Annotated in this window: 20 protein-coding genes and 1 tRNA gene; 12 read left to right on the forward strand and 9 right to left on the reverse strand. The window is 67.6% G+C overall.

The annotated features are described in order from the left end of the window. Nucleotides 1-65: 65 nt before the first annotated feature. The 7 genes from tolB to AC3WLE_RS05735 all read left to right on the forward strand — a co-directional run bounded on the left by tolB (nt 66) and on the right by AC3WLE_RS05735 (nt 7,841). Nucleotides 66-1,439: a Tol-Pal system beta propeller repeat protein TolB gene (gene tolB / locus AC3WLE_RS05705; RefSeq protein ID WP_492318792.1), complete on the forward strand. Its 1,374-nt coding sequence runs from the start codon at nt 66-68 to the stop codon at nt 1,437-1,439. Between the two features lie 15 nt (nt 1,440-1,454). Then, the gene (gene pal / locus AC3WLE_RS05710; protein ID WP_340521164.1) at nt 1,455-1,961 is read left to right on the forward strand and encodes a peptidoglycan-associated lipoprotein Pal; all 507 of its coding nucleotides are present in this window, start codon (nt 1,455-1,457) and stop codon (nt 1,959-1,961) included. A 17-nt stretch (nt 1,962-1,978) separates the two neighbouring features. After that, a complete protein-coding gene (gene ybgF / locus AC3WLE_RS05715) occupies nt 1,979-2,737 on the forward strand; it encodes a tol-pal system protein YbgF (RefSeq protein ID WP_010813735.1) in 759 nt (252 codons plus the stop codon). Between the two features lie 127 nt (nt 2,738-2,864). Beyond that, nucleotides 2,865-3,548: a 7-cyano-7-deazaguanine synthase QueC gene (gene queC / locus AC3WLE_RS05720; protein WP_492318791.1), complete on the forward strand. Its 684-nt coding sequence runs from the start codon at nt 2,865-2,867 to the stop codon at nt 3,546-3,548. Nucleotides 3,549-3,574: 26 nt separating this feature from the next. After that, nucleotides 3,575-4,690, forward strand: coding sequence for a YeeE/YedE family protein (locus AC3WLE_RS05725; RefSeq protein WP_492318790.1), 1,116 nt, complete (start codon nt 3,575-3,577; stop codon nt 4,688-4,690). 56 nt (nt 4,691-4,746) lie between these two features. Next, nucleotides 4,747-4,822, forward strand: a tRNA-Lys gene (locus tag AC3WLE_RS05730). 118 nt (nt 4,823-4,940) lie between these two features. Beyond that, complete coding sequence (locus tag AC3WLE_RS05735; protein ID WP_492318789.1) at nt 4,941-7,841, forward strand: EAL domain-containing protein; 2,901 nt, start codon at nt 4,941-4,943, stop codon at nt 7,839-7,841. Between the two features lie 21 nt (nt 7,842-7,862). Here AC3WLE_RS05735 and AC3WLE_RS05740 read toward each other — a convergent pair whose 3' ends face one another. From AC3WLE_RS05740 to AC3WLE_RS05750, 3 genes are all read right to left on the reverse strand, one after another. Continuing rightward, nucleotides 7,863-8,369 carry a DUF3318 domain-containing protein gene (locus AC3WLE_RS05740; RefSeq protein ID WP_492318788.1) on the reverse strand — a complete coding sequence of 169 codons (507 nt, stop codon included), beginning with the start codon at nt 8,367-8,369 and terminating at the stop codon, nt 7,863-7,865. Beyond that, nucleotides 8,366-8,746, reverse strand: coding sequence for a phage holin family protein (locus AC3WLE_RS05745; RefSeq protein WP_492353328.1), 381 nt, complete (start codon nt 8,744-8,746; stop codon nt 8,366-8,368). The genes AC3WLE_RS05740 and AC3WLE_RS05745 overlap by 4 nt, the downstream gene beginning before the upstream one ends. 169 nt (nt 8,747-8,915) lie before the next feature. Beyond that, nucleotides 8,916-9,242 carry an ElaB/YgaM/YqjD family protein gene (locus AC3WLE_RS05750; RefSeq protein WP_010813729.1) on the reverse strand — a complete coding sequence of 109 codons (327 nt, stop codon included), beginning with the start codon at nt 9,240-9,242 and terminating at the stop codon, nt 8,916-8,918. A 256-nt stretch (nt 9,243-9,498) separates the two neighbouring features. Between AC3WLE_RS05750 and AC3WLE_RS05755 the strand changes: the two genes are divergently transcribed. After that, a complete protein-coding gene (locus tag AC3WLE_RS05755) occupies nt 9,499-10,137 on the forward strand; it encodes a peroxiredoxin (RefSeq protein ID WP_492318786.1) in 639 nt (212 codons plus the stop codon). A gap of 149 nt (nt 10,138-10,286) precedes the next feature. On the opposite strand, the gene AC3WLE_RS05760 is transcribed toward AC3WLE_RS05755, so the two are convergent. Next, the gene (locus AC3WLE_RS05760) at nt 10,287-11,480 is read right to left on the reverse strand and encodes an acyl-CoA dehydrogenase (protein WP_010813727.1); all 1,194 of its coding nucleotides are present in this window, start codon (nt 11,478-11,480) and stop codon (nt 10,287-10,289) included. Between the two features lie 249 nt (nt 11,481-11,729). Here AC3WLE_RS05760 and AC3WLE_RS05765 point away from each other — a divergent pair, with 249 nt between their 5' ends. Next, nucleotides 11,730-12,539 (forward strand): IclR family transcriptional regulator, encoded by an 810-nt coding sequence (locus tag AC3WLE_RS05765; protein WP_340526275.1) that lies wholly within the window; start codon nt 11,730-11,732, stop codon nt 12,537-12,539. Between the two features lie 24 nt (nt 12,540-12,563). Here AC3WLE_RS05765 and kynA read toward each other — a convergent pair whose 3' ends face one another. From kynA to kynB, 3 genes are read right to left on the reverse strand one after another with little or no spacing between them, the layout of a single operon-like run. After that, a complete protein-coding gene (gene kynA, locus AC3WLE_RS05770; protein ID WP_492318785.1) occupies nt 12,564-13,448 on the reverse strand; it encodes a tryptophan 2,3-dioxygenase in 885 nt (294 codons plus the stop codon). Between the two features lie 13 nt (nt 13,449-13,461). Then, nucleotides 13,462-14,718 carry a kynureninase gene (kynU, locus tag AC3WLE_RS05775; RefSeq protein ID WP_492318784.1) on the reverse strand — a complete coding sequence of 419 codons (1,257 nt, stop codon included), beginning with the start codon at nt 14,716-14,718 and terminating at the stop codon, nt 13,462-13,464. Nucleotides 14,719-14,753: 35 nt separating this feature from the next. Then, entirely contained in the window at nt 14,754-15,404 is a 651-nt protein-coding gene (kynB, locus tag AC3WLE_RS05780) for an arylformamidase (RefSeq protein WP_340525972.1), read from the reverse strand. A 158-nt stretch (nt 15,405-15,562) separates the two neighbouring features. On the opposite strand from kynB, the gene AC3WLE_RS05785 reads away from it, so the two are divergent. Next, entirely contained in the window at nt 15,563-16,045 is a 483-nt protein-coding gene (locus tag AC3WLE_RS05785) for an Lrp/AsnC family transcriptional regulator (RefSeq protein WP_010813722.1), read from the forward strand. Here AC3WLE_RS05785 and AC3WLE_RS05790 read toward each other — a convergent pair. Both AC3WLE_RS05790 and AC3WLE_RS05795 read right to left on the reverse strand, forming a co-directional pair. Continuing rightward, nucleotides 16,042-16,497, reverse strand: a complete 456-nt coding sequence (locus AC3WLE_RS05790; protein ID WP_492318783.1) for a MarR family winged helix-turn-helix transcriptional regulator — start codon at nt 16,495-16,497, stop codon at nt 16,042-16,044. The genes AC3WLE_RS05785 and AC3WLE_RS05790 overlap by 4 nt on opposite strands. A gap of 16 nt (nt 16,498-16,513) precedes the next feature. After that, on the reverse strand, nt 16,514-17,071 hold the full coding sequence (locus AC3WLE_RS05795) for a flavin reductase family protein (RefSeq protein WP_492318886.1): 558 nt from the start codon (nt 17,069-17,071) through the stop codon (nt 16,514-16,516). 156 nt (nt 17,072-17,227) lie between these two features. Here AC3WLE_RS05795 and AC3WLE_RS05800 point away from each other — a divergent pair, with 156 nt between their 5' ends. Continuing rightward, nucleotides 17,228-18,298: a 2,5-dihydroxypyridine 5,6-dioxygenase NicX family protein gene (locus AC3WLE_RS05800; protein ID WP_492318782.1), complete on the forward strand. Its 1,071-nt coding sequence runs from the start codon at nt 17,228-17,230 to the stop codon at nt 18,296-18,298. Then, the gene (locus tag AC3WLE_RS05805) at nt 18,295-19,116 is read left to right on the forward strand and encodes an alpha/beta fold hydrolase (RefSeq protein ID WP_492318781.1); all 822 of its coding nucleotides are present in this window, start codon (nt 18,295-18,297) and stop codon (nt 19,114-19,116) included. The genes AC3WLE_RS05800 and AC3WLE_RS05805 overlap by 4 nt, the downstream gene beginning before the upstream one ends. Nucleotides 19,117-19,173 lie beyond the last annotated feature (57 nt).

Genomic DNA, 19,173 nt, shown 5'->3' on the forward strand with positions numbered 1-19,173 from the left:
CCATTTGCCCGTGTTGCCGATTGCCTGCCGTGCCCGACGAAACTTGAAATCGACTGAGGAGCAGCATGCGAAAGCTTTGGGCCCCCAACTGGCTGTCCGCGAGGCGGCACAACGCAACCCAACCCGAATCCCAACGCGCCATCGGCCGGCATCCGCTGGCCGGCCGCCGCGCGCTGATGGCCTGGCTGGCCGCGGCGATGACGATGGCAGCCGGCGCCGCGCACGCGCAACTCAACGTTGAGATCTCCGGGGTCGGGTCCAGCCAGATCCCGGTTGCGACCGCCAACTTCCAGGGCGAGGCCCAGTCCCCGCAGAACCTGACCGCGATCATCCGCGCCGACCTGGCGCGCAGCGGGCGCTTGCGCAATGTCGATCCGGGCGGCGCCACGGTGGCGGAATCCGCCAATGTCGACCTGGGCAGCTGGAAGTCGCGCGGCGCCGATGCCTTCGTCGCCGGCAGCGTGACTCCGGCCGCCGGCGGCAAGTATGAGGTCCGCTTCCGCCTGTACGACACCGTCAAGGGCCAGAGCCTGGGCGGGCTGGCCTTTACCGTCAACCAGTCCCAGCTGCGCGTGACCGCGCACAAGATCGCCGACTACATCTATGAAAAGCTGCTCGGCGAGCGCGGCGTGTTTGCCACGCGCCTGTCCTACGTGTCGAAGGTCGGCGGCCGCTACCAGCTGCTGATTTCCGATTCCGATGGCCAGAACGCGCAGGTGGCCCTGACCAGCAACGAGCCGATCATTTCGCCGTCGTGGTCGCCGGACGGCGCGCGCGTGGCCTATGTCTCGTTCGAGGCCAAGAAGCCGGTGGTGTACGTGCACGACCTCGCCAGCGGCAAGCGCACCCTGGTATCGAACCAGAAGGGCAACAACAGCGCGCCGTCGTGGTCGCCTGATGGCCGGCACCTGGCGCTGGCGCTGTCGCGAGACGGCAATACCCAGGTCTACCAGGTCAATGCCGACGGCTCCGGCATCCGCCGCCTGTCGCGCAGCAGCGCCATCGACACCGAGCCGCAGTATTCTCCGGACGGCAAGAGCATCTACTTCACCAGCGACCGCGGCGGTGCGCCGCAGGTCTACCGCATGCCCGCTTCCGGCGAGGAAGGTGGCGGTGCGCAGCGTGTCACCTTCAAGGGCAGCTACAACGTCAGCCCGCGGGTTTCGCCAGACGGCAAGTACCTGGCGTACATCTCGCGCGCGGGCGGCTTCAAGCTGCAGCTGCAGGACCTGAGCAACGGCGACGTGACGTCGCTGACCGATACGGCCAACGACGAAGCGCCCAGCTTTGCCGCCAACGGCAAGTACATCCTCTATGCCACCCGCGTGGGCGGTCGCGCGGTGCTGGCGGCGGTTTCCACTGACGGGCGTACCCGGCAGGTTCTGTCCCTCCAGTCCGGCGATGTTCGCGAGCCGTCCTGGGGTCCTTTCATGCAATAACAGGAGTCATTCACCATGCCCCAACTGATGAGCAAAACCCTTGCCGTTGCCGCACTGCTGGCCCTTGGCGCCTGCAGCTCCGGCGTCAAGCTGGACGACACCGCCAAAGCCGGTGCCGGCGCGGGCACCGGTGCCGATCCGCGCGCAGTGACCCCGGTCACGGCCGCCGATCCGCTCAACGATCCGAACAGCCCGCTGGCCAAGCGCAGCGTGTACTTCGACTTCGACAGCTACTCGGTCAAGTCCGACTACCAGGGCATGCTGGGCGAGCACGCCAAGTACCTGGGCTCGAACAAGGGTCGCAAGATCCTGATCCAGGGCAACACCGACGAACGCGGCACCAGCGAGTACAACCTGGCGCTGGGCCAGAAGCGCGCCGAAGCCGTGCGCCGCTCGCTGGCTTCGATGGGCGTGCCCGACGGCCAGATGGAAGCCGTCAGCCTGGGCAAGGAAAAGCCCAAGGCCACCGGCCATGATGAAGCCTCGTGGGCCGAAAACCGCCGCGCGGACATCAACTACTGATCTCTGGACTGCCTTTCATGAAAGCACGCGTTTCCACCCTGTTGTGGCTCGCCGCCGTCGCCGGCGGCGGCATGCTGCCGCTGTCGCAGGCGCATGCCGGAGTGTTCGATGATGACGAGGCGCGCAAGGCGGTCATCAGCCTGCGCGACCAGTTCAACGGTTTCCAGGCAACCGCGACGCAGCGCATCGAGCAGAACAGCCGTACCACGCTCGACATGCAGAACCAGCTCGAGGGCCTGCGCCAGGAAGTGGCGCGGCTGCGCGGCCAGAACGAAGTGCTGCAGAACACGGTGGACACGCTGCAGAAGCAGCAGAAGGACTACTACGCCGACCTGGATGCGCGCCTGAAGAAATTCGAGCCGCAGCAGGTCACCGTCGAAGGCCGCGAAGGCCTGTCGCAGCCGGGCGAAAAGCCCGAATACGATGCCGCGCTCAAGCAGTTCCAGGCGGGCGACTTCAAGAGCGCCGGGAGTTCGTTCTCGGCGTTCGTCAAGAAGTACCCCCAGAGCCCGTACGTGCCGCTGGCGCAGTACTGGCTCGGCAACTCGCTGTATGCGCAGCGCGACTACAAGGGCTCCACCTCGGTGCTGCAGACCATGATCAATAACAACCCGACGCATCCCAAGGTGCCGGATGCGATGATCGCGGTCGCCAACAACCAGCTCGAGTCCGGCCAGAAGGCGGCCGCGCGCAAGACACTGGAGCAGGTGGTGGCCAAGTATCCGGGCACCGAAGGCGCGCAGGCGGCCAGCAACCGGCTGAAGACGTTGAAATAACACCGGAAGCGGCCGGTACGCCCGGTCCTGTCTGCAAGGCCCGCTTCGGCGGGCCTTTTTCTTGGGTCGCGCTAAAATACGCGATTCGCCTGAATCTTTTGCGCGCCGAGGCGGCGCGCTTCCCATCATGACCAAACGCGCCATCGTCCTGCTGTCCGGCGGACTAGACTCTGCCACCGTACTCGCCATGGCCCGCGCCCAGGGCTTCGAGACCTATGCGCTGTCGATGCGCTATGGCCAGCGCCACTCCTCTGAGCTGGAAGCTGCCAAGCGCGTGGCGGCCGCGCTGGGCGCCACCCGCCACGAGATCATCGACCTGGACCTGCGCCGCTTCGGCGGCTCGGCGCTGACCGACGACGCGCTGGCGGTGCCGACCGACGGCGCTTCCGACGGCATCCCGGTCACCTACGTGCCGGCGCGCAACACCATCATGCTGTCGCTGGCGCTCGGCTGGGCCGAGGCCGTCGGCGGGCGCGACCTGTTCTTCGGCGCCAATGCGGTCGACTACTCCGGTTACCCGGACTGCCGCCCGGAATACGTCGCGGCCTATGAAACGCTGGCCAACCTCGCCACCAAGGCCGGGGTCGAGGGCGACCGCTTCCGCGTGCATGCGCCCATCATCGACATGACCAAGGGCGAGATCATCCGCGCCGGCATCGCGCTGGGGGTGGACTACAGCCTGACGGTGTCGTGCTACCAGGCCGACGACGACGGCCGCGCCTGCGGCGTGTGCGATTCGTGCCGCATCCGCCGGGCCGGCTTTGAAGCCGCCGGTGTGCCCGATCCGACCCGCTACCAGGCCGCTGCCTGATCACAAGCCGACGTCCACGCCCCTACATGCCTGAAATCGACCTCGCCGCGCTCTCGCGCACCGTGCTGCTGAGCACGTTCGTCCTGACCTTCCTGTTTGGCGCCGTGCTGCAGCGCACGCACTTCTGCACCATGGGCGCGGTCTCCGACATCGTCAACATGGGCGACTGGAGCCGCATGCGCATGTGGGTGCTGGCGATCGGCGTGGCCATGATCGGCACCGGCGTGCTGGCCTGGACCGGCGCGATCGACCCTACCAAGACCATCTACACCGCCAGCAAGCTGGGCTGGCTGTCGGCGCTGGCCGGCGGGCTGATGTTCGGCTTCGGCATGGTGCTGGCGTCGGGCTGCGGCAGCAAGACGCTGGTGCGCATCGGCGCGGGCAACCTGAAGTCGCTGGTGGTCTTTGTCTTCCTGGGCCTGTCGGCCTACATGACGCTGCGCGGGCTGTTCGGCGTGGTGCGAGTGAATACCGTCGATGCGGTGGCGCTGACGCTGCCCACCACGCAAGACCTGCCGTCCATGCTGGCGCAGGGCACGGGGCTCGCGCGCGGCGCGCTGCAGCTGGGCCTGGGCCTGGCGCTGGGCGGCGTGCTGGTGGTGTGGGCGCTGGCGGGCCGCGGCTTCCGCTCGTTCGACAACCTGCTTGGCGGCATCGGCGTCGGGCTGATCATCGTGGCAATGTGGTATGTCTCGGGCCACCTCGGCTATGTAGCCGAAGACCCCAATACGCTTGAGGAACTGTTCGTCTCGACCAACAGCGGCCGCATGGAAAGCCTGAGCTTTGTCGCCCCCTATGCCTACACGCTCGACTGGCTGATGATGTTCAGCGACAAGAGCAAGGTGGTGACGGTCGGCATCGTCAGCGTGTTCGGCGTGATCGCCGGCGCGGCGGCCTATGCCCTGGCCACGCGCACATTCCGCTGGGAAGGCTTCGGCAATGCCGAGGACGTCGCCAACCATATGGTCGGCGGCATCCTGATGGGTGCGGGCGGCGTGACCGCGCTGGGCTGCACGGTCGGGCAGGGGCTGTCGGGCGTGTCGACCCTGGCGCTTGGCTCGTTTATCGCGCTGGCGGGTATCCTGGCCGGTGCAGTGCTGGCATTCCGCTACCAGATATGGCGTCTGGAGCGCATGGCCTGAGGAGCGTGCTTGACACATCGAGAACCGCATCCCTATAATCGCGGTTCTGTTTTTTCGGGTCGTTAGCTCAGTCGGTAGAGCAGCGGACTTTTAATCCGTTGGTCGCGTGTTCGAGTCACGCACGACCCACCAGTATTACGAAGGGCCTGTGGCGCAAGCCACAGGCCCTTTTTGCGTCTGGCATGCCCCGCTAACGGGGGGGTGCTTTAACTAGTTCGAGGTAGAGACTTAGGACTGCCTGCGCAGCACAATGGATCAGCCGCGGCGTGTTGACCGCGGTCCATCAGGATGGCCGCGAGACACGGCCCACCAACAAGACCCTATGCGGCAAGCAGGCGTTTCCTTGCCGGCCAGCGGGCACGTGCTGCGCATTATCTGGCCGTTCGTACCGGTGGTCGTTGCGCTGGCGTTGTTCTGCATCGCCAGCCTGGACCTGTTGTCGGCCGCGCGCGCCTTTGTCGCGGGCGAGAGCCAGTGGTCCAAAGGCCAGAAGAACGCCGTGCTGCACCTGCTGCGCTACGGCGAGGATCGTGATCCGGCGGATTTCGAGGCATACCTGGAGTCGATCGCGATCCCGCTGGGCGACCACCGCGCGCGCCTGGAGCTCGACCGCGACGAGCCTGACCTGGAGCGCATCCATGAAGGGCTGCTTGCCGGCGGCAACCATCCCGAAGACATTCCGCGGATGGTGCGGCTCTACCGGAATTTCCGCCATATCCAGGAGGTCGATGCCGCGATTCGCGTGTGGGCCGCGGGCGACATCGAGATCTTTGCGCTGCACGAACAGGCGCTGACCCTGCGCCGGCTGACCAGCCAGCCCGGCTGCGGCGATGAGTGCGTGGCGCCGGTGCTGCGCAACATTGCGCGGATCGACGCCAGGCTGACGCCGCTGGAGCGGGCCTTTTCGGGCCATCTGGGCCAGGCCTCGCGCCGCGTGACGCGGCTGCTGACCAACGGCAGCGCGGTGATGGCGGCCGCGCTGCTGATGTCGGCGATCCTGCTGTCGGTGGGGCCGCTGCGGCGCGAGCGCCGGCTGCGCGAGGCGCTGGCGCAGCGCGAAGAGCAGCTGCAGCTGGCGGTGGAGGGCAGCAACGACGGCCTGTGGGACTGGCATCTCGGCCGCGGCGAGCTGTACTTCTCGCCGCGCTGCGCGCAGATGCTGGGCTACCAGGACACCGAGCTGCCGCATGCGCGCGAAACCGTGCTGGGCCTGCTGCATCCTTCCGAGCTGGCTGCCTTCGAGGCCAAGCTGGCGCACCATCTGCGCAGCGGCGAGCCCTACGATGCCGAATTCCGCCTGCGCAACCGTGCCGGCGATTACCTGTGGGTGCGCGCCCGCGGCCGGCTGGTGCGCGGGGCGGGGCGTCGGCGCGCGCGCATGGCGGGGTCGCTCACGGATATTTCCGACCACAAGCGCTACGAGACCCAGCTCTTTGCCGAGAAGGAGCGCGCCCAGGTCACGCTGCAGGCCATCGGCGACGCGGTGGTGACGGCCGATGTGTGGGGGCGCGTGGAATCGCTCAACCCCGCGGCCGAGGCCCTGACCGGCTGGCGCGAAGCCGACGCCCGCGGCCTGCCGCTGAGCAGCGTGTGCGTGCTGCGCGACGAGGAAAGCCTGGCGCCGCTGCCCGATATTGTCACGCTGGCGTTGCGGCAGCGCTGGCGCAGCCGGTCGGCGCAGCTGGTGCAGCGCGATGTGTCCGGGCTGCCCGGACAGGCGCTGGCGGTCAAGCCATCGGTAGCGCTGATCCGCGACCGTGCCGCGCAGGCCATCGGCGTGGTGGTGGTGCTGCACGATATCAGCCAGGAACGCGCCCATGCGGCGCGGCTGGCGTACGAGGCCAGCCACGATGCGCTGACCGGCCTGGTCAACCGCGCCGAGTTCGAGCGCCGGCTGGACGCGGCGATCACGCGGGCACGGGTGCAGGGCACCACCCATACGCTGATGTACCTGGACCTGGATCAGTTCAAGGTGGTCAACGACACCTGCGGCCATGCCGCCGGCGACGAGCTGATCCGGCAGATGGCTGAGGTCATGCGCAGCCAGCTGCGCCGCAGCGACACGCTGGCCCGGTTGGGCGGCGACGAGTTCGGCGTGCTGCTGGAGCAATGCGGCCACGCCGACGGCGAACGCGTGGCCGAGGCCTTGCGCCACGCCATTGCCTGTTTCCGCTTTGCGCATCGCCAGCGCACCTTCACGCTGGGTGTCAGCATTGGCCTGGTGACGCTGGACCGCCAGACCGTCAACGTCGCCGAGGCGCTGAGCGCGGCCGACGCGGCCTGCTACGTGGCCAAGGAGGGCGGGCGCAACCGCGTGCAGGTCTACCATCCGCTGGACAGCGTGGTGCAGGCGCGCCACGGCGAGATGGAGTGGGTCAGCCGCGTGCATGCGGCGCTGGCGGCTGGCCGCTTCTGCCTGTACTCGCAGGAGATCGTGCCGGCGCACGATGGCGCGCTGCCGCAGACGGGCCGCCATGTGGAACTGCTGCTGCGCATGGTCGATGAACGTGGCCGGCTGGTGCCGCCGATGGCCTTCTTGCCGGCCTGCGAGCGCTACAACCTGATGCCGATGATCGACCGCTGGGTGGTCGAGACCGCGTTTCGCACCCTGGCGGGACGGCAGGCGGAGATTGCCACCTGCGCGATCAACCTGTCAGGCTCGTCGCTGGCGGACCTCCAGTTTCCCGACTTCGTGCGCGAGCAGGCGCAGCGCTTCGGCATTGCGCTGGACGGCATTTGCTTCGAGATCACGGAAACCGCAGCGATCTCCAACCTGGCGCAGGCCGGCGCGTTCATCCTGCAGCTGCAGCAGCTGGGCTGCAAGTTTGCGCTGGATGACTTCGGCGCGGGCATGTCTTCGTTCACCTACCTGAAGCACCTGCCGGCGGCCTACCTGAAGATCGACGGCAGCTTCGTGCGCGACATGCTGGCCGACCCGGTCAACCTGGTGATGGTGGAGGTGATCCAGCGCATCGGCCACGCCATGGGCAAGCAGACCATTGCGGAATTCGTTGAGAGCGAGGCCATGCTCGAACGGCTGCGCGAGCTGGGCGTAGACCTGGTGCAGGGCTACCACATTGCGCAGCCGGTGCCGTTTGCCCCGGCGGATCCCAACGCCGGCGACCGGGCGGCGCTGGCGCTGGCGGGCTGAGCCGCCAGGCCCGGCGGCGGGTCAGGGAACGAGCGGGTCGCGGAAGCCGGTATCGGCGCCGGGCGGGGTGCCGGCCGGCGCGGGCGTCGGCGCGGTTGCGGGCGGCACGGCCTGGTGCCTGGCTTCGCGCCAGGTGTTGTACACCCAGTAGGCGGCGCCGGCTGCCAGGCCGACCTTGGACAGCTTCCAGGTCCAGCGCAGCACCGGCGTGCGCTTGACCAGCGGCAGCGCCAGCGTCATTACGGTGCTCAGCAGCGGGTAGTCCTTGGTCATGCCGACCACTTTCATCCACGACCCCGGACGGGCGATGCGCGGCAGCCAGTGGCCGATAGTGCCCAGGCGGTGCGCGCCAGCCCGCACCTCATGCAGGGCCTGCAGGCAGTCGTAGCGTTCCAGCGCGGCGCGGGTCAGCAGCAGTTCCTTGCGCACCGCCAGCGGCAGGCGCACCTCTTGCGTGAACCGGGCCCGCCGCGGGTGTTCGCGGCGGTCGTGTCCGGCAGCGCTGTCGTCGGGTTCCAGGGGGCTCATCGGCGCAGGATCTCCCGGTCTTTGTCGATTTCGGCGAGCGTGGCCTCCAGCATCGGCGGGGCGTTGCGCACCAGGTTGCGTGCGTACGCCAGGCAAATCGCGCACAGCACCAGGTAAAGGACCGTCAGTGCGCCCAGTGCCTGCCAGCGGTAGGTGTCCCAGAACAGGATGGCGATCAGCCCGGTCAGCGTGACCAGCCCGATGCCAAAGAACACCAGGCCGAAGCAGGCCAGCAGCGCGACCTTCATCAGGCGCGTGCGTTCCTCGGCAAGCTCCACGCTGGCGAGTTCGAGGCGGGTCTGGACCATGGCCACCAGCGAGCCGGCCAGGTTGCGCACGGATTCGAGGAGCTTGGGGGAAGGGGGGGATTCGCTCATGCGGCTCCGGCGTGAAAGAGCGGCGCGACGGCGTGGGCCGTACGCGCCTTTCCAGCAGGCGGGCCGGGTGTGGCGGCTGTTGTGTCGCCAGCCCCGGCCACTGGCAACCCGATGACCGGGTTGCCGCTCAGGCGCGGCACACCAGCACGCCGCGCCGGGTTGGAATCGCTTACTTGCGGTTCAGCAGCAGACCGATCAGCAGGCCTACGCCGGCCGCCACGCCCACGGCGCGCCACGGGTGGTCATGCACGTAGTCGTCGGTGGCGCGTGCCGCGGCCTTGCTCTTGGTCACGACGGCGTCTTGCAGGTCCTGGGCCTTTTCCTTGGCTTGCTTGAGCAGGCCCATGCCACGCTCGCGCAGTTCGGCGGCCTTTTCCCCGGTGGTCGAGGCGGCTTGCTTCAGCAGTTCCTCGGCGTCGGACAGAACGGTCTTGACATCGCTCATCAGTTTCTCCTGTTTGCGGGCGGTTGGTTCGGTTTGTGCGGATTCTGACATTTTCTACGCTCCGAGGCTAACGGCAATTGTCGGTCTGATACTTAGCATATGTGGCGGGCGGCCGTGGTTTCAAGGCTGCAAGCCAGTGCGCGTGCCGCTTCGCTGCCTAGTATCGTCAGCATGCCGGAAAGCAAGCGTGATGAATGTCAGAAAATGTCTATATGACTTCGAGTGATTTTGTAGTGACTTTATATTCGTTTGGGTTGGATATCAATCCGGATACTCTGGTTCCACCCCGAAATCAGGAGAACAGAACATGGCTTTACGTCTTGGCGATATCGCCCCGGACTTCGAGCAGGATTCGAGCGAAGGCCGCATTGGCTTCCATGCGTGGCTTGGCGACAGTTGGGGCGTGCTGTTCTCGCACCCGGCCGACTACACCCCCGTGTGCACCACCGAGCTGGGCCTGACCGCGAAGCTGAAGGATGAATTCGCACGCCGCGGCGTCAGGGCGATCGCGTTGTCGGTGGACAACGTGGACTCGCACCGCGGCTGGATCCAGGATATCAACGAGACCCAGTCGACCACGGTCAACTTCCCGATCCTGGCCGATGGCGACCGCAAGGTGTCGCAACTCTACGACATGATCCACCCGAACGCGAACGAGACCCTGACGGTGCGCTCGCTGTTCATCATCGACCCGAAGAAGAAGGTGCGCCTGATCATCACCTATCCGGCCAGCACCGGGCGCAATTTCAACGAGATCCTGCGCGTGATCGACTCGCTGCAGCTGACCGACAACCACAGCGTGGCCACGCCGGGCAACTGGCAGGACGGCGACGACGTGGTGATCGTGCCCTCGCTGAAGGACGAGGCGGTGATCCGCGAGAAATTCCCCAAGGGCTACCAGGCGGTGCGGCCGTACCTGCGCCTGACGCCCCAACCCAACAAATGAACGCGGCCCCGCGTGAAGGCGGGGCCGGCGTGCAGGACAGGCGTTTTATCGACGGGGGCAGCCTCGTCGTCTCCTTGGTAGTGTGCTTGGCCCGGCTTTGCAGCCGGGCTTTTTTATTGCGGAGAGCTGTCCGTTGGTCGCGGATGCGATCAGAAGAAGGCCTGGAGGCCGGTCTGGGCACGGCCCAGGATCAGCGCGTGGATGTCGTGGGTGCCTTCATAGGTGTTGACCACCTCCAGGTTCACCACGTGGCGGATCACGCCGAACTCATCCGAGATGCCGTTGCCGCCCAGCATGTCGCGCGCCACGCGGGCGATGTCGAGCGACTTGCCGCACGAGTTGCGCTTCATGATCGAGGTGATTTCCACTGCGGCGGTGCCTTCGTCCTTCATGCGGCCCAGGCGCAGGCAGCCTTGCAGGCCGAGCGTGATCTCGGTCTGCATGTCGGCCAGCTTCTTCTGCACCAGCTGCGTGGCGGCCAGCGGGCGGCCGAACTGCTTGCGGTCCAGGGTGTACTGGCGCGCGGTGTGCCAGCAGAATTCGGCGGCGCCCAGCGCGCCCCAGGCGATGCCGTAGCGGGCCGAGTTCAGGCACGTGAACGGGCCCTTCAGGCCGCTCACGCCCGGCATGATGTTCTCTTCCGGCACGAACACCTGGTCCAGCACGATTTCGCCGGTGATCGAGGTGCGCAGGCCGACCTTGCCGTGGATGGCAGGTGCCGACAGGCCCTTCCAGCCTTTTTCGAGGATAAAGCCGCGGATCGCTTCCTTGCCGTCGTCGCCTTGCAGCTTGGCCCAGACCACGAACACGTCGGCGATCGGCGAGTTGGTGATCCACATCTTGGCGCCGGTCAGCTCATAGCCGCCGTCGACCTTCTTGGCGCGGGTGACCATCGAGCCCGGGTCGGAGCCGTGGTTCGGCTCGGTCAGGCCGAAGCAGCCGATCCATTCGCCGGTGGCCAGCTTGGGCAGGTACTTCTGCTTCTGCGCTTCGGTGCCGAATTCAAAGATCGGCACCATCACCAGCGACGACTGCACGCTCATCATCGAGCGGTAGCCCGAATCGACGCGCTCGACTTCACGGGCGATCAGGCCGTAGCTGACGTAGTTCAGGCCCGGGCCGCCGTATTGCTCCGGGATGGTGGGGCCGAGCAGGCCCAGTTCGCCCATCTCGCGGAAGATCTCCACGTCGGTCTTCTCGTTGCGGAACGACTGCAGCACGCGCGGCATCAGCTTGTCCTGGCAGTACGCCGCGGCGGCGTCGCGCACCATGCGTTCGTCGGCGGTCAGTTGCTGGTCCAGCAGCAGGGGGTCGGCCCAGTGGAATTCGGCGTTGGCAGCCATGCAGGTCTCCTTCGGTAGCGCGGGGGGAAGCGTCGGGGGCGGGGCGAATGGTCGCTTGCCGCACCGGCGCTTCCGGGAATCATGACGGGTTCGGTGATCTTCGCGGAGGGTTATTTGTTGTTCCGCATTGCGGAACTGTGTTCCGTTGAATTAGTATATCGCAATGGCTTTGCCGTGCAACAGGCAAAACCCCCGACACCCATGCCTTTGTGCGATGAGCGGACAACCGCCGACCTGAGAGGAGCCGCCTTGACCAGTCCGTCACTTTCTCCCGATGCCACGCCGCCCGCGCCGGTGCGCGACAGCGATCCCAACTTCGTTACCGCGCTGGCGCGCGGGCTGGAGCTGATGCGCTGCTTCCGCACCGGCGAGGCAATGCTCGGCAACCAGGACTTCGTGCGCCGCACTGGCTTCCCCAAGGCCACGGTGAGCCGGCTGGCCGGCACGCTGGTGCAGCTCGGTTACCTGCGCTATGACGAAAGCCTGGGCAAGTACGCGCTGGATGCCGGCGTGCTGGCGCTGGGCTATGCCTACCTGTCGGCGTCGGACGTGGTGTCGCTGGCGCGGCCGCATATGCTGGCGTTCGCGCAGTCGTACGGGGTCTCGGTCTCGCTGGGCAAGCGCGAGCGCATGGAAGTGATCTACCTGGAATCGATCCGCAACGATGCGGGCGTGATGCTGGGGCTGGGCGTGGGCTCGCGGCTGTCGCTGGTGTCCAGTTCGATGGGGCGGGCATACCTGGCCGCGCTGCCGGCGGCGCGGCGCGAGCGGGTCATGGCTGAGTTCAGCCAGGCGTTCCCGGAACAGTGGAAGCAGCAGGAGACGGCCACGCGCGCCGCCCTGGCCGAGGCGCAGCAGCGCGGCTATGCGGCGTCGTTCCGCGACTGGCATCCGGCCATCCATGCCTGTGCGGTGGCGTTCCGGCCGGTGGGGGAGAAGGAGCTGCACATGCTGAGTTGCAGTGCTTCCTATGGGGCGGTGGATGAATCGGTGTTCCACCAGACGCTGGCGCCGGCGTTGCGGGCGCTCGCGGCAAGGTTGTCGGACCCGGCGGGGTGACGGCCAGGTCCGACGCGCAAGGCGTTACAGGTCGGTGCGCAGCTTCCACAGTTCCGGGAACAGCACCACATCCAGCATCTTGCGCAGGTAGCTGACGCCCTCGGTGCCGCCGGTGCCGCGCTTGAAGCCGATCACGCGTTCGACCGTGGTCACATGGCGGAAGCGCCACTGGCGGAACGAATCCTCCAGGTCCACGAACTTCTCGCCCAGCTCGTACAGCTCCCAGTGCGCCGACGGATTGCGATAGACCTCCAGCCACGCCGCCTCGACCGAGGCGTTGTACGCAGTCGGCTGGGTCCAGTCCCGCTCCACGCAATCCGCATCGACCGCAAAACCACGTCGTGCCATCAGCCGGATCGCCTCGTCATAAAGCGACGGCGTCTTCAGCGCGGTCTCCACCAAGGCCAGGTGCTCCGGCCGGTGCGCATGCGGTTTCAGCATGGCCGCGTTCTTGTTGCCGAGAATGAACTCGATCTCGCGATACTGGAACGACTGGAAGCCCGACGACATCCCCAGGTAAGGCCGCATCGCGGAATACTCCGGCGGCGTCATCGTCGCCAGCACGTTCCACGCCTGCACCAGCTGGTCCATGATGCGCGACACCCGCGTCAGCATCTTGAACGCAGGCGGCAGGCTGTCGGCCTTGACCGACTCGCGCGCGGCGCGCAGCTCGTGCAGCATCAGCTTCATCCACAGCTCGGTGGTCTGGTGCTGCACGATAAACAGCATCTCGTTGTGGTCCGGCGACAGCGGGTGCTGCGCATTCAGGATCTGGTCCAGGCCGAGATAGTCGCCATAGCTCATGTCCTTGGCGAAATCCATCTGCGCGCCGTGCCAGCCGTCGCCCTGTGCTTTCGTGCCTGCCTCGCTGGCCGCGGCGGAGAAGGGGCATCCCTTGAATTCACTCATGATGCGCTCCCGATCAGGTCACCTGGCCGCGCGTCTGGAAGCGCGCGTCGCGATAGGCGCCGCTGTCCAGCACGTCGCGCAGGATTTCCACAGCATCCCACACCTCGGCGAAGCTGGTGTACAGCGGCGTGAAGCCGAAGCGGGCGATGCGCGGCTCGCGGTAGTCGCCGATCACGCCCCGCTCGATCAGGGCCTGCACCAGCGCATAGCCGTCCGGGTGCTCCAGGCTGACCTGGCTGCCGCGGCGCGCGTGCTCGCGCGGCGTGACCAGCGTCAGCGGGTGGTGGCCGCAACGCGCCTCCACCAGTTCGATGAACAGGTCGGTCAGCAGCAGTGACTTGGCGCGCAGCACCTGCATATTGGTCTGGGCGAAGATGTCCAGGCCGCATTCGACCATCGCCAGCGAGGTCACAGGCTGCGTGCCGCACAGGAAGCGGCGCACGCCTTCCACCGGGCGATACTGCGGATCCATCGCGAACGGCGCGGCATGGCCCCACCAGCCCGACAGCGGCTGCCAGAAGGCATCGCGCAGCGCCGGCGCGACCCACACGAAGGCGGGCGAACCCGGGCCGCCGTTCAGGTACTTGTAGGTGCAGCCGATGGCGTAGTCGGCCCCGGCCGCCTTCAGGTTGACCGGCACCGCGCCGGCGGAGTGGCACAGGTCCCACACCGTGAGCGCGCCGCGGGCGTGGGCGAGTTCGGTCAGCGAGGCCATGTCGAGCATCTCGCCGGTCTTGTAGTTGACGTGCGTGAGCATCAGCACGGCGGTGTCGGCGCCCACGGCGGCGTCGATCTCGGCCGGCGAATTGACCAGGCGCAGCGAATAGCCCTGCTGCAGCAGATCGGCCAGGCCTTGCGCGATGTACAGGTCAGTGGGGAAGTTGCTGGCCTCCGACACGATCACCTTGCGCGCCGGGTCACGCGACTGCTGCACGCGCAGCGCCGCGGCCAGCACCTTGAACAGGTTGATCGAAGTGGTGTCGGTCACCACCACCTCATCCTGGCCGGCGCCGACCAGCGGGGCCAGCTTGTTGCCCAGCCGCTGCGGCAGCTCGAACCAGCCGGCGGTGTTCCAGCTGCGGATCAGGCCCTCGCCCCATTCCTCGGCCACCACCTGGGCGGCGCGCGCGGCGGCGGCGCGCGGGCGCGCGCCCAGCGAGTTGCCGTCGAGGTAGATCACGCCCTCGGGCAGCGCGAACTGGTCGCGCAGCGGGCGCAGCGGGTCTTGCTGGTCGAGCCGGATACAGTGCTCGCGGTCAAATGTCGTCATGTCGTGGGATTGGCCAGGGGTTGTTCGGGAATGGTTCAGTCGAGGCTGCGCAGCACCGCGCGCACCGGGCTGGCATCGAGCCCGGCAAAGCGCAGCGGCAGCGCGATCAGTTCGTAGTCGCCGGCATCGACCTCATCCAGCACGATGCCTTCCAGGATGGCCAGCCCGTGCCGGCGCACGGCGTTGTGCGCATCCATGGTCTTGGATTCCTGCGGGTCCAGCGACGGTGTGTCGATGCCCACCAGTTGCACGCCGTGCGCGGCCAGCAGCGCGATGGTCTCGGCCGCGACCGCGCAGAAATGCGGGTCCCACTGCGCCAGCGGCGCCTGCCGGTAGGTGCGCAGCAGCACGCGCGGCGGCAGGCCGGCCAGCGCGTGTTCAATATGGCGCGGCTCGACCACGGGCGAGGCGCCGATGCAATGGATCACGCGGCAGGTGCCGAGGTAGGGCGTGAGCGGCACGGCGCCGATCGGCGCGCCGTCGGCAGCGTAGTGCAGCGGGGCGTCGGCGTGCGCGCCGGTATGCGGGGATAGCGTGATGCGGCCGACATTCACCGGGCAGTGCTCGTCTATCTGCCAGGCCGGCTGCTGCTGGAACGGCGTGTCGCCGGGCCAGACCGGGGTGGCGGGGGAGAGCGGCGGGCTGATGTCCCAGAGCCGGCGCGGGTCTTGATTGGGGGCGGTCATAAGGGTGCGCGGCGCCTTTGCAAGGCGCCGTCGTTGTCTGCCTCGATGACGGAAATCATAGTCAAAATTGCCGGCAAGAGGCTTGCTAAATGAACCGCCGATGCCATCATCTTTCGCATAAAATGCGAAGAATTGATGATTAGTCGAAGGAAATTCGAATGAACCTCGATCCCACCGACCTGCGCATCCTGACCTGCCTGCAGGAGAACGGCCGCATCAGCAACCAGGACCTGGCCGACCGCGTGGCGCTGTCGCCTTCGGCATGCCTGCGGCGGGTGCGGCTGCTGGAAGAATCAGGAGTGATCGGCGGCTACCGCGCCTGGTTCGACGCCGAGCAGCTCGGGCTGGAACTTGAGGCGATCGTGCAGGTGTCGATGCGCCATGACGTGGAAGGCTGGCACGACACCTTTATCGCCGCGGTTCAGTCATGGCCGGAAGTGCTGTCGGCGTACATCATCACTGGCGACAGCAACTACATCCTGCGGGTGCAGGCGCGCAACCTGAAGCACTACTCGGACTTCATCGTGAACCGGCTGTACCGCACCAAGGGCGTGATGGATATCCGCTCGAACATCGTGTTGCAGCGGATCAAGGTGGACAGTTCGCCGCTGGCGATCCTGAAGGCGGCGGAGGGCGCCTAGCGCTGCGTATGCAGCGCGATCAGCTGCCGCAGGGTTTCTTTCAGCAGCGCGCCCTGGCGCGGGCCAAAGTCGTCCAGCACTGCGCGCTCGTGCTGGGCGGCGCGCGCCAGCAGCGGCTGGGCCAGCGCGAGGCCGCGCGGGGTGATCGAGATCAGCGCCTGGCGGCGGTCGGCCTGGCCGGCGCGGCGCGTCACCAGCCCGTCGGCGGCCATGCGGTCGACCAGCTTGGTCAGCGTCGGCTGCTTGGTCAGCGTGATTTCGGCGAGCGTGCCGATGGTGCAGTCGGGGCGGTCGGCCAGCGTGGCCAGCACGCGCCATTCCTGCACGGACAGGCCGCTGGCCTCCACTTCGCGGTGGAATTCGCCCGAGATCAGGTGGCTCGCGCGGGCCAGCAGGTAGGCCAGGTAGCCATCGACAAAGGGCAGGGGGGAGTGCGCGGGCAGGTCCGCCATGATGGGCCCGGTGCGGTCAGGGGACGAGGGGGGCGGTGGTGGTGAACTGGCCGCCCTGGAATACCAGCGGGCCGTCGCTGCCATCGAGCACGCCGCAGCGCTCGACCTCGCCCACGAAGATGATGTGGTCGCCCTCGTCGTAGCGGCTGCGGTTGTGGCATTCGAACCAGGCCAGGGCATTGGACAGGATCGGCAGGCCGGTGGCCGAGAGCCGGTAGTCGACGCCGGCGAAGCGGTCGCCCTTGAGGGTGGCGAAGCGCTGGCACAGCTCCAGCTGCGAGGCCGACAGCACGTTGATGATGTAGTGGGTGCCGTCGCGGAACATCGGCAGGCTGTTGGCGCGCGTGGCCATGCTCCACAGCACCAGCGGCGGATCCAGCGACACCGAATTGAACGAACTGGCGGTGATGCCGATGAACGGCGCCGCGCCGGCGGCGACCGACGCGGCGCTGGCGCGCGTAGTGATCACCGTCACCCCGGTTGCGAACTGCGACAGGGTGCGGCGGAAGTGCTGCGCATCGAAATCTGGTGCGGCGGCGCTGGTGATCTGTGGCTGGGCCTCAGGCATGCCCATGGGGGCTCCGCTGGAGTTCATGAAATTTCATATATATTATTCGCGCCATGGGCATCGAGTACAAGCCCGGCGACCACCAATCCGCGATGCGGGCGTTGGCTGGCGCACAAAACCAGGCGAGCCCTGCCGCCAGACAAGAACAACCGGAGACAAGTCATGCTCATCGAGCAGATCGAACACCGCTGGCTGGCGGCGTTCCGGCGCACGCTGGAACTCTGTGCCCTGCAGGGTGCGGAAGTCGTTGGAATTGTAACGGAGTCGCAATCCCGCCCTGTCAACGTGGCCTTGGCCGAACTGGCCGTGCAGTCGCTGGGCGCCACCCCGGTGCGGATCCAGGTGTCGACACCGGCACTTAGCGCGCCCGCGCCGGTGCGCTCCACCGGCGCCAGCGATGCCTTGCAGGGTCTCGCGCCGGTGGTGGCGGCCTTGTCACGCTGTCACCTGGTGCTGGACTGCACGGTGGAGGGCCTGCTGCACGCGCCGGAACTGCCGCTGATCCTGCGCGGTGCCGACGGCATCGTGCCGCGCATGCTGATGGTCAGCAACGAACATCCCGAGATCCTGGAACGCTGCCAGCCCGACCCGGCGCTGGAAGGCACCGTGCGCGCCGCCATGAAGCGCCTGCGCGGCGCGCGCGAGATGCGCGTGCATTCGCCGGCCGGCACCGAGCTGCGCATCGGCCTGGCCGACGCCCGCGTCGGCGGGGTCTGGGGCTTCTGCAACAAGCCCGGCCAGGTCTCGCACTGGCCCGGCGGGCTGTGCCTGGCGTTCCCGGCCAGCCGCCAGGTCAACGGCACGCTGGTGCTGGCGCCGGGCGACGTCAACCTGACCTTCAAGACCTACCTGCGCGATACCGTGGTCTGCCATATCGAGGACGACTACATCGTCGGCGTCGAGGGGCAGGGCGTCGACGCCGACATGATGCGCGGCTACTACCAGGCCTGGGCCGACCGCGAGGGCACGCGCGATGCGTATGCCGTCTCGCACGTGGGCTGGGGTCTGAACCGGCTGGCACGCTGGGACGCGATGACTTTCTACGACAAGCGCGACTGCAACGGCACCGAGCTGCGCGCGTTTGCCGGCAACTTCCTGTTCTCGACCGGCGCCAACGAGGTCGCCGGACGGCATACGCTGGGCCATTTCGACCTGCCGCTGCGCAACTGCACGGTGTCGCTGGATGGCCGCAACGAGTTGGAAGCGGGCACGCTGGTGGAGGTGGCGGCATGAGCGCGAGCGCGACGATGCAACGCCACGCCAACGGCATCGCCACGCTGGCCTGGGGCGATGGCCCGGTGGCGGTGGTGATGCTGCACGGCATCGGCGGCGGCAAGGCCGCCTGGCCCGCGCAGGGCGAGGCGCTGGCGCAGGCCGGCTACCGCGCCGTGGCCTGGGACATGCCCGGCTACGGCGACAGCGCCCTGATCGATCCCTATGACTTCGACGGGCTGGCGCAAGCGCTGGCGCCGCTGCTGCAGGCCGAGCGCGACGCCGGCCGGCGCGTGGTGCTGCTGGGCCACAGCATGGGCGGGATGGTGGCGCAGCAGGCCTGCGCGGCCGCGCCCGCGCTGATCGACGGCATGGTGCTGTCCGGCACCTCGCCCGCCTTTGGCAAGGGCGACGGGCCCTGGCAGCGCGACTTCATCGCCGCGCGCACCGCGCCGCTGGACGCCGGCAGGACCATGGCCGAGATGGCCGCCGGGCTGGTGCGCACCATGGTCGCGCCCGATGCCGAGCCACAAGCCGTGGCCTTTGCCACGGCGGTGATGGCGGCAGTGCCGGCGCCCACCTACCGCGCGGCGCTGGGTGCGCTGGTGCGCTTCAACCAGCGCGACGCGCTGCCGCGCATCGCGGTGCCGGTGCTGGCGCTGGCCGGGCAGCACGACACCAATGCCGCGCCCGAGGTGATGGAGCGCATGGCGCAGCGCACTCCCGGCGCCGAGTACCGCTGCCTGCCGGATGTCGGCCACCTGGCCTGCATGGAGCGGCCGGCGCTGTTCAACGAGGCAGTGCTGGATTTCCTGCACCGGCACTTCCCCGTGCACTGAACCACGCCGCTTCCCGGCAACGCAACACAAGAACCGCCGCCGCGCCGCCACTGCATC

The sequence above is a fragment of the Cupriavidus sp. FW306-1B-F12B genome, from assembly GCF_058781795.1.

Excerpts from the sequence above, each read along its gene's own strand:
- kynB (WP_340525972.1), bottom strand. The coding sequence starts at position 15,404 with ATGACCGCCCCCAATCAAGACCCGCGCCGGCTCTGGGACATCAGCCCG.
- kynU (WP_492318784.1), bottom strand. The coding sequence starts at position 14,718 with ATGACGACATTTGACCGCGAGCACTGTATCCGGCTCGACCAGCAAGAC.
- queC (WP_492318791.1), top strand. The coding sequence starts at position 2,865 with ATGACCAAACGCGCCATCGTCCTGCTGTCCGGCGGACTAGACTCTGCC.
- AC3WLE_RS05790 (WP_492318783.1), bottom strand. The coding sequence starts at position 16,497 with ATGGCGGACCTGCCCGCGCACTCCCCCCTGCCCTTTGTCGATGGCTAC.
- AC3WLE_RS05785 (WP_010813722.1), top strand. The coding sequence starts at position 15,563 with ATGAACCTCGATCCCACCGACCTGCGCATCCTGACCTGCCTGCAGGAG.
- ybgF (WP_010813735.1), top strand. The coding sequence starts at position 1,979 with ATGAAAGCACGCGTTTCCACCCTGTTGTGGCTCGCCGCCGTCGCCGGC.
- AC3WLE_RS05750 (WP_010813729.1), bottom strand. The coding sequence starts at position 9,242 with ATGTCAGAATCCGCACAAACCGAACCAACCGCCCGCAAACAGGAGAAA.
- AC3WLE_RS05800 (WP_492318782.1), top strand. The coding sequence starts at position 17,228 with ATGCTCATCGAGCAGATCGAACACCGCTGGCTGGCGGCGTTCCGGCGC.
- tolB (WP_492318792.1), top strand. The coding sequence starts at position 66 with ATGCGAAAGCTTTGGGCCCCCAACTGGCTGTCCGCGAGGCGGCACAAC.
- pal (WP_340521164.1), top strand. The coding sequence starts at position 1,455 with ATGCCCCAACTGATGAGCAAAACCCTTGCCGTTGCCGCACTGCTGGCC.
- AC3WLE_RS05795 (WP_492318886.1), bottom strand. The coding sequence starts at position 17,071 with ATGGGCATGCCTGAGGCCCAGCCACAGATCACCAGCGCCGCCGCACCA.
- kynA (WP_492318785.1), bottom strand. The coding sequence starts at position 13,448 with ATGAGTGAATTCAAGGGATGCCCCTTCTCCGCCGCGGCCAGCGAGGCA.
- AC3WLE_RS05805 (WP_492318781.1), top strand. The coding sequence starts at position 18,295 with ATGAGCGCGAGCGCGACGATGCAACGCCACGCCAACGGCATCGCCACG.
- AC3WLE_RS05740 (WP_492318788.1), bottom strand. The coding sequence starts at position 8,369 with ATGAGCCCCCTGGAACCCGACGACAGCGCTGCCGGACACGACCGCCGC.
- AC3WLE_RS05760 (WP_010813727.1), bottom strand. The coding sequence starts at position 11,480 with ATGGCTGCCAACGCCGAATTCCACTGGGCCGACCCCCTGCTGCTGGAC.
- AC3WLE_RS05725 (WP_492318790.1), top strand. The coding sequence starts at position 3,575 with ATGCCTGAAATCGACCTCGCCGCGCTCTCGCGCACCGTGCTGCTGAGC.
- AC3WLE_RS05735 (WP_492318789.1), top strand. The coding sequence starts at position 4,941 with ATGGATCAGCCGCGGCGTGTTGACCGCGGTCCATCAGGATGGCCGCGA.
- AC3WLE_RS05755 (WP_492318786.1), top strand. The coding sequence starts at position 9,499 with ATGGCTTTACGTCTTGGCGATATCGCCCCGGACTTCGAGCAGGATTCG.
- AC3WLE_RS05745 (WP_492353328.1), bottom strand. The coding sequence starts at position 8,746 with ATGAGCGAATCCCCCCCTTCCCCCAAGCTCCTCGAATCCGTGCGCAAC.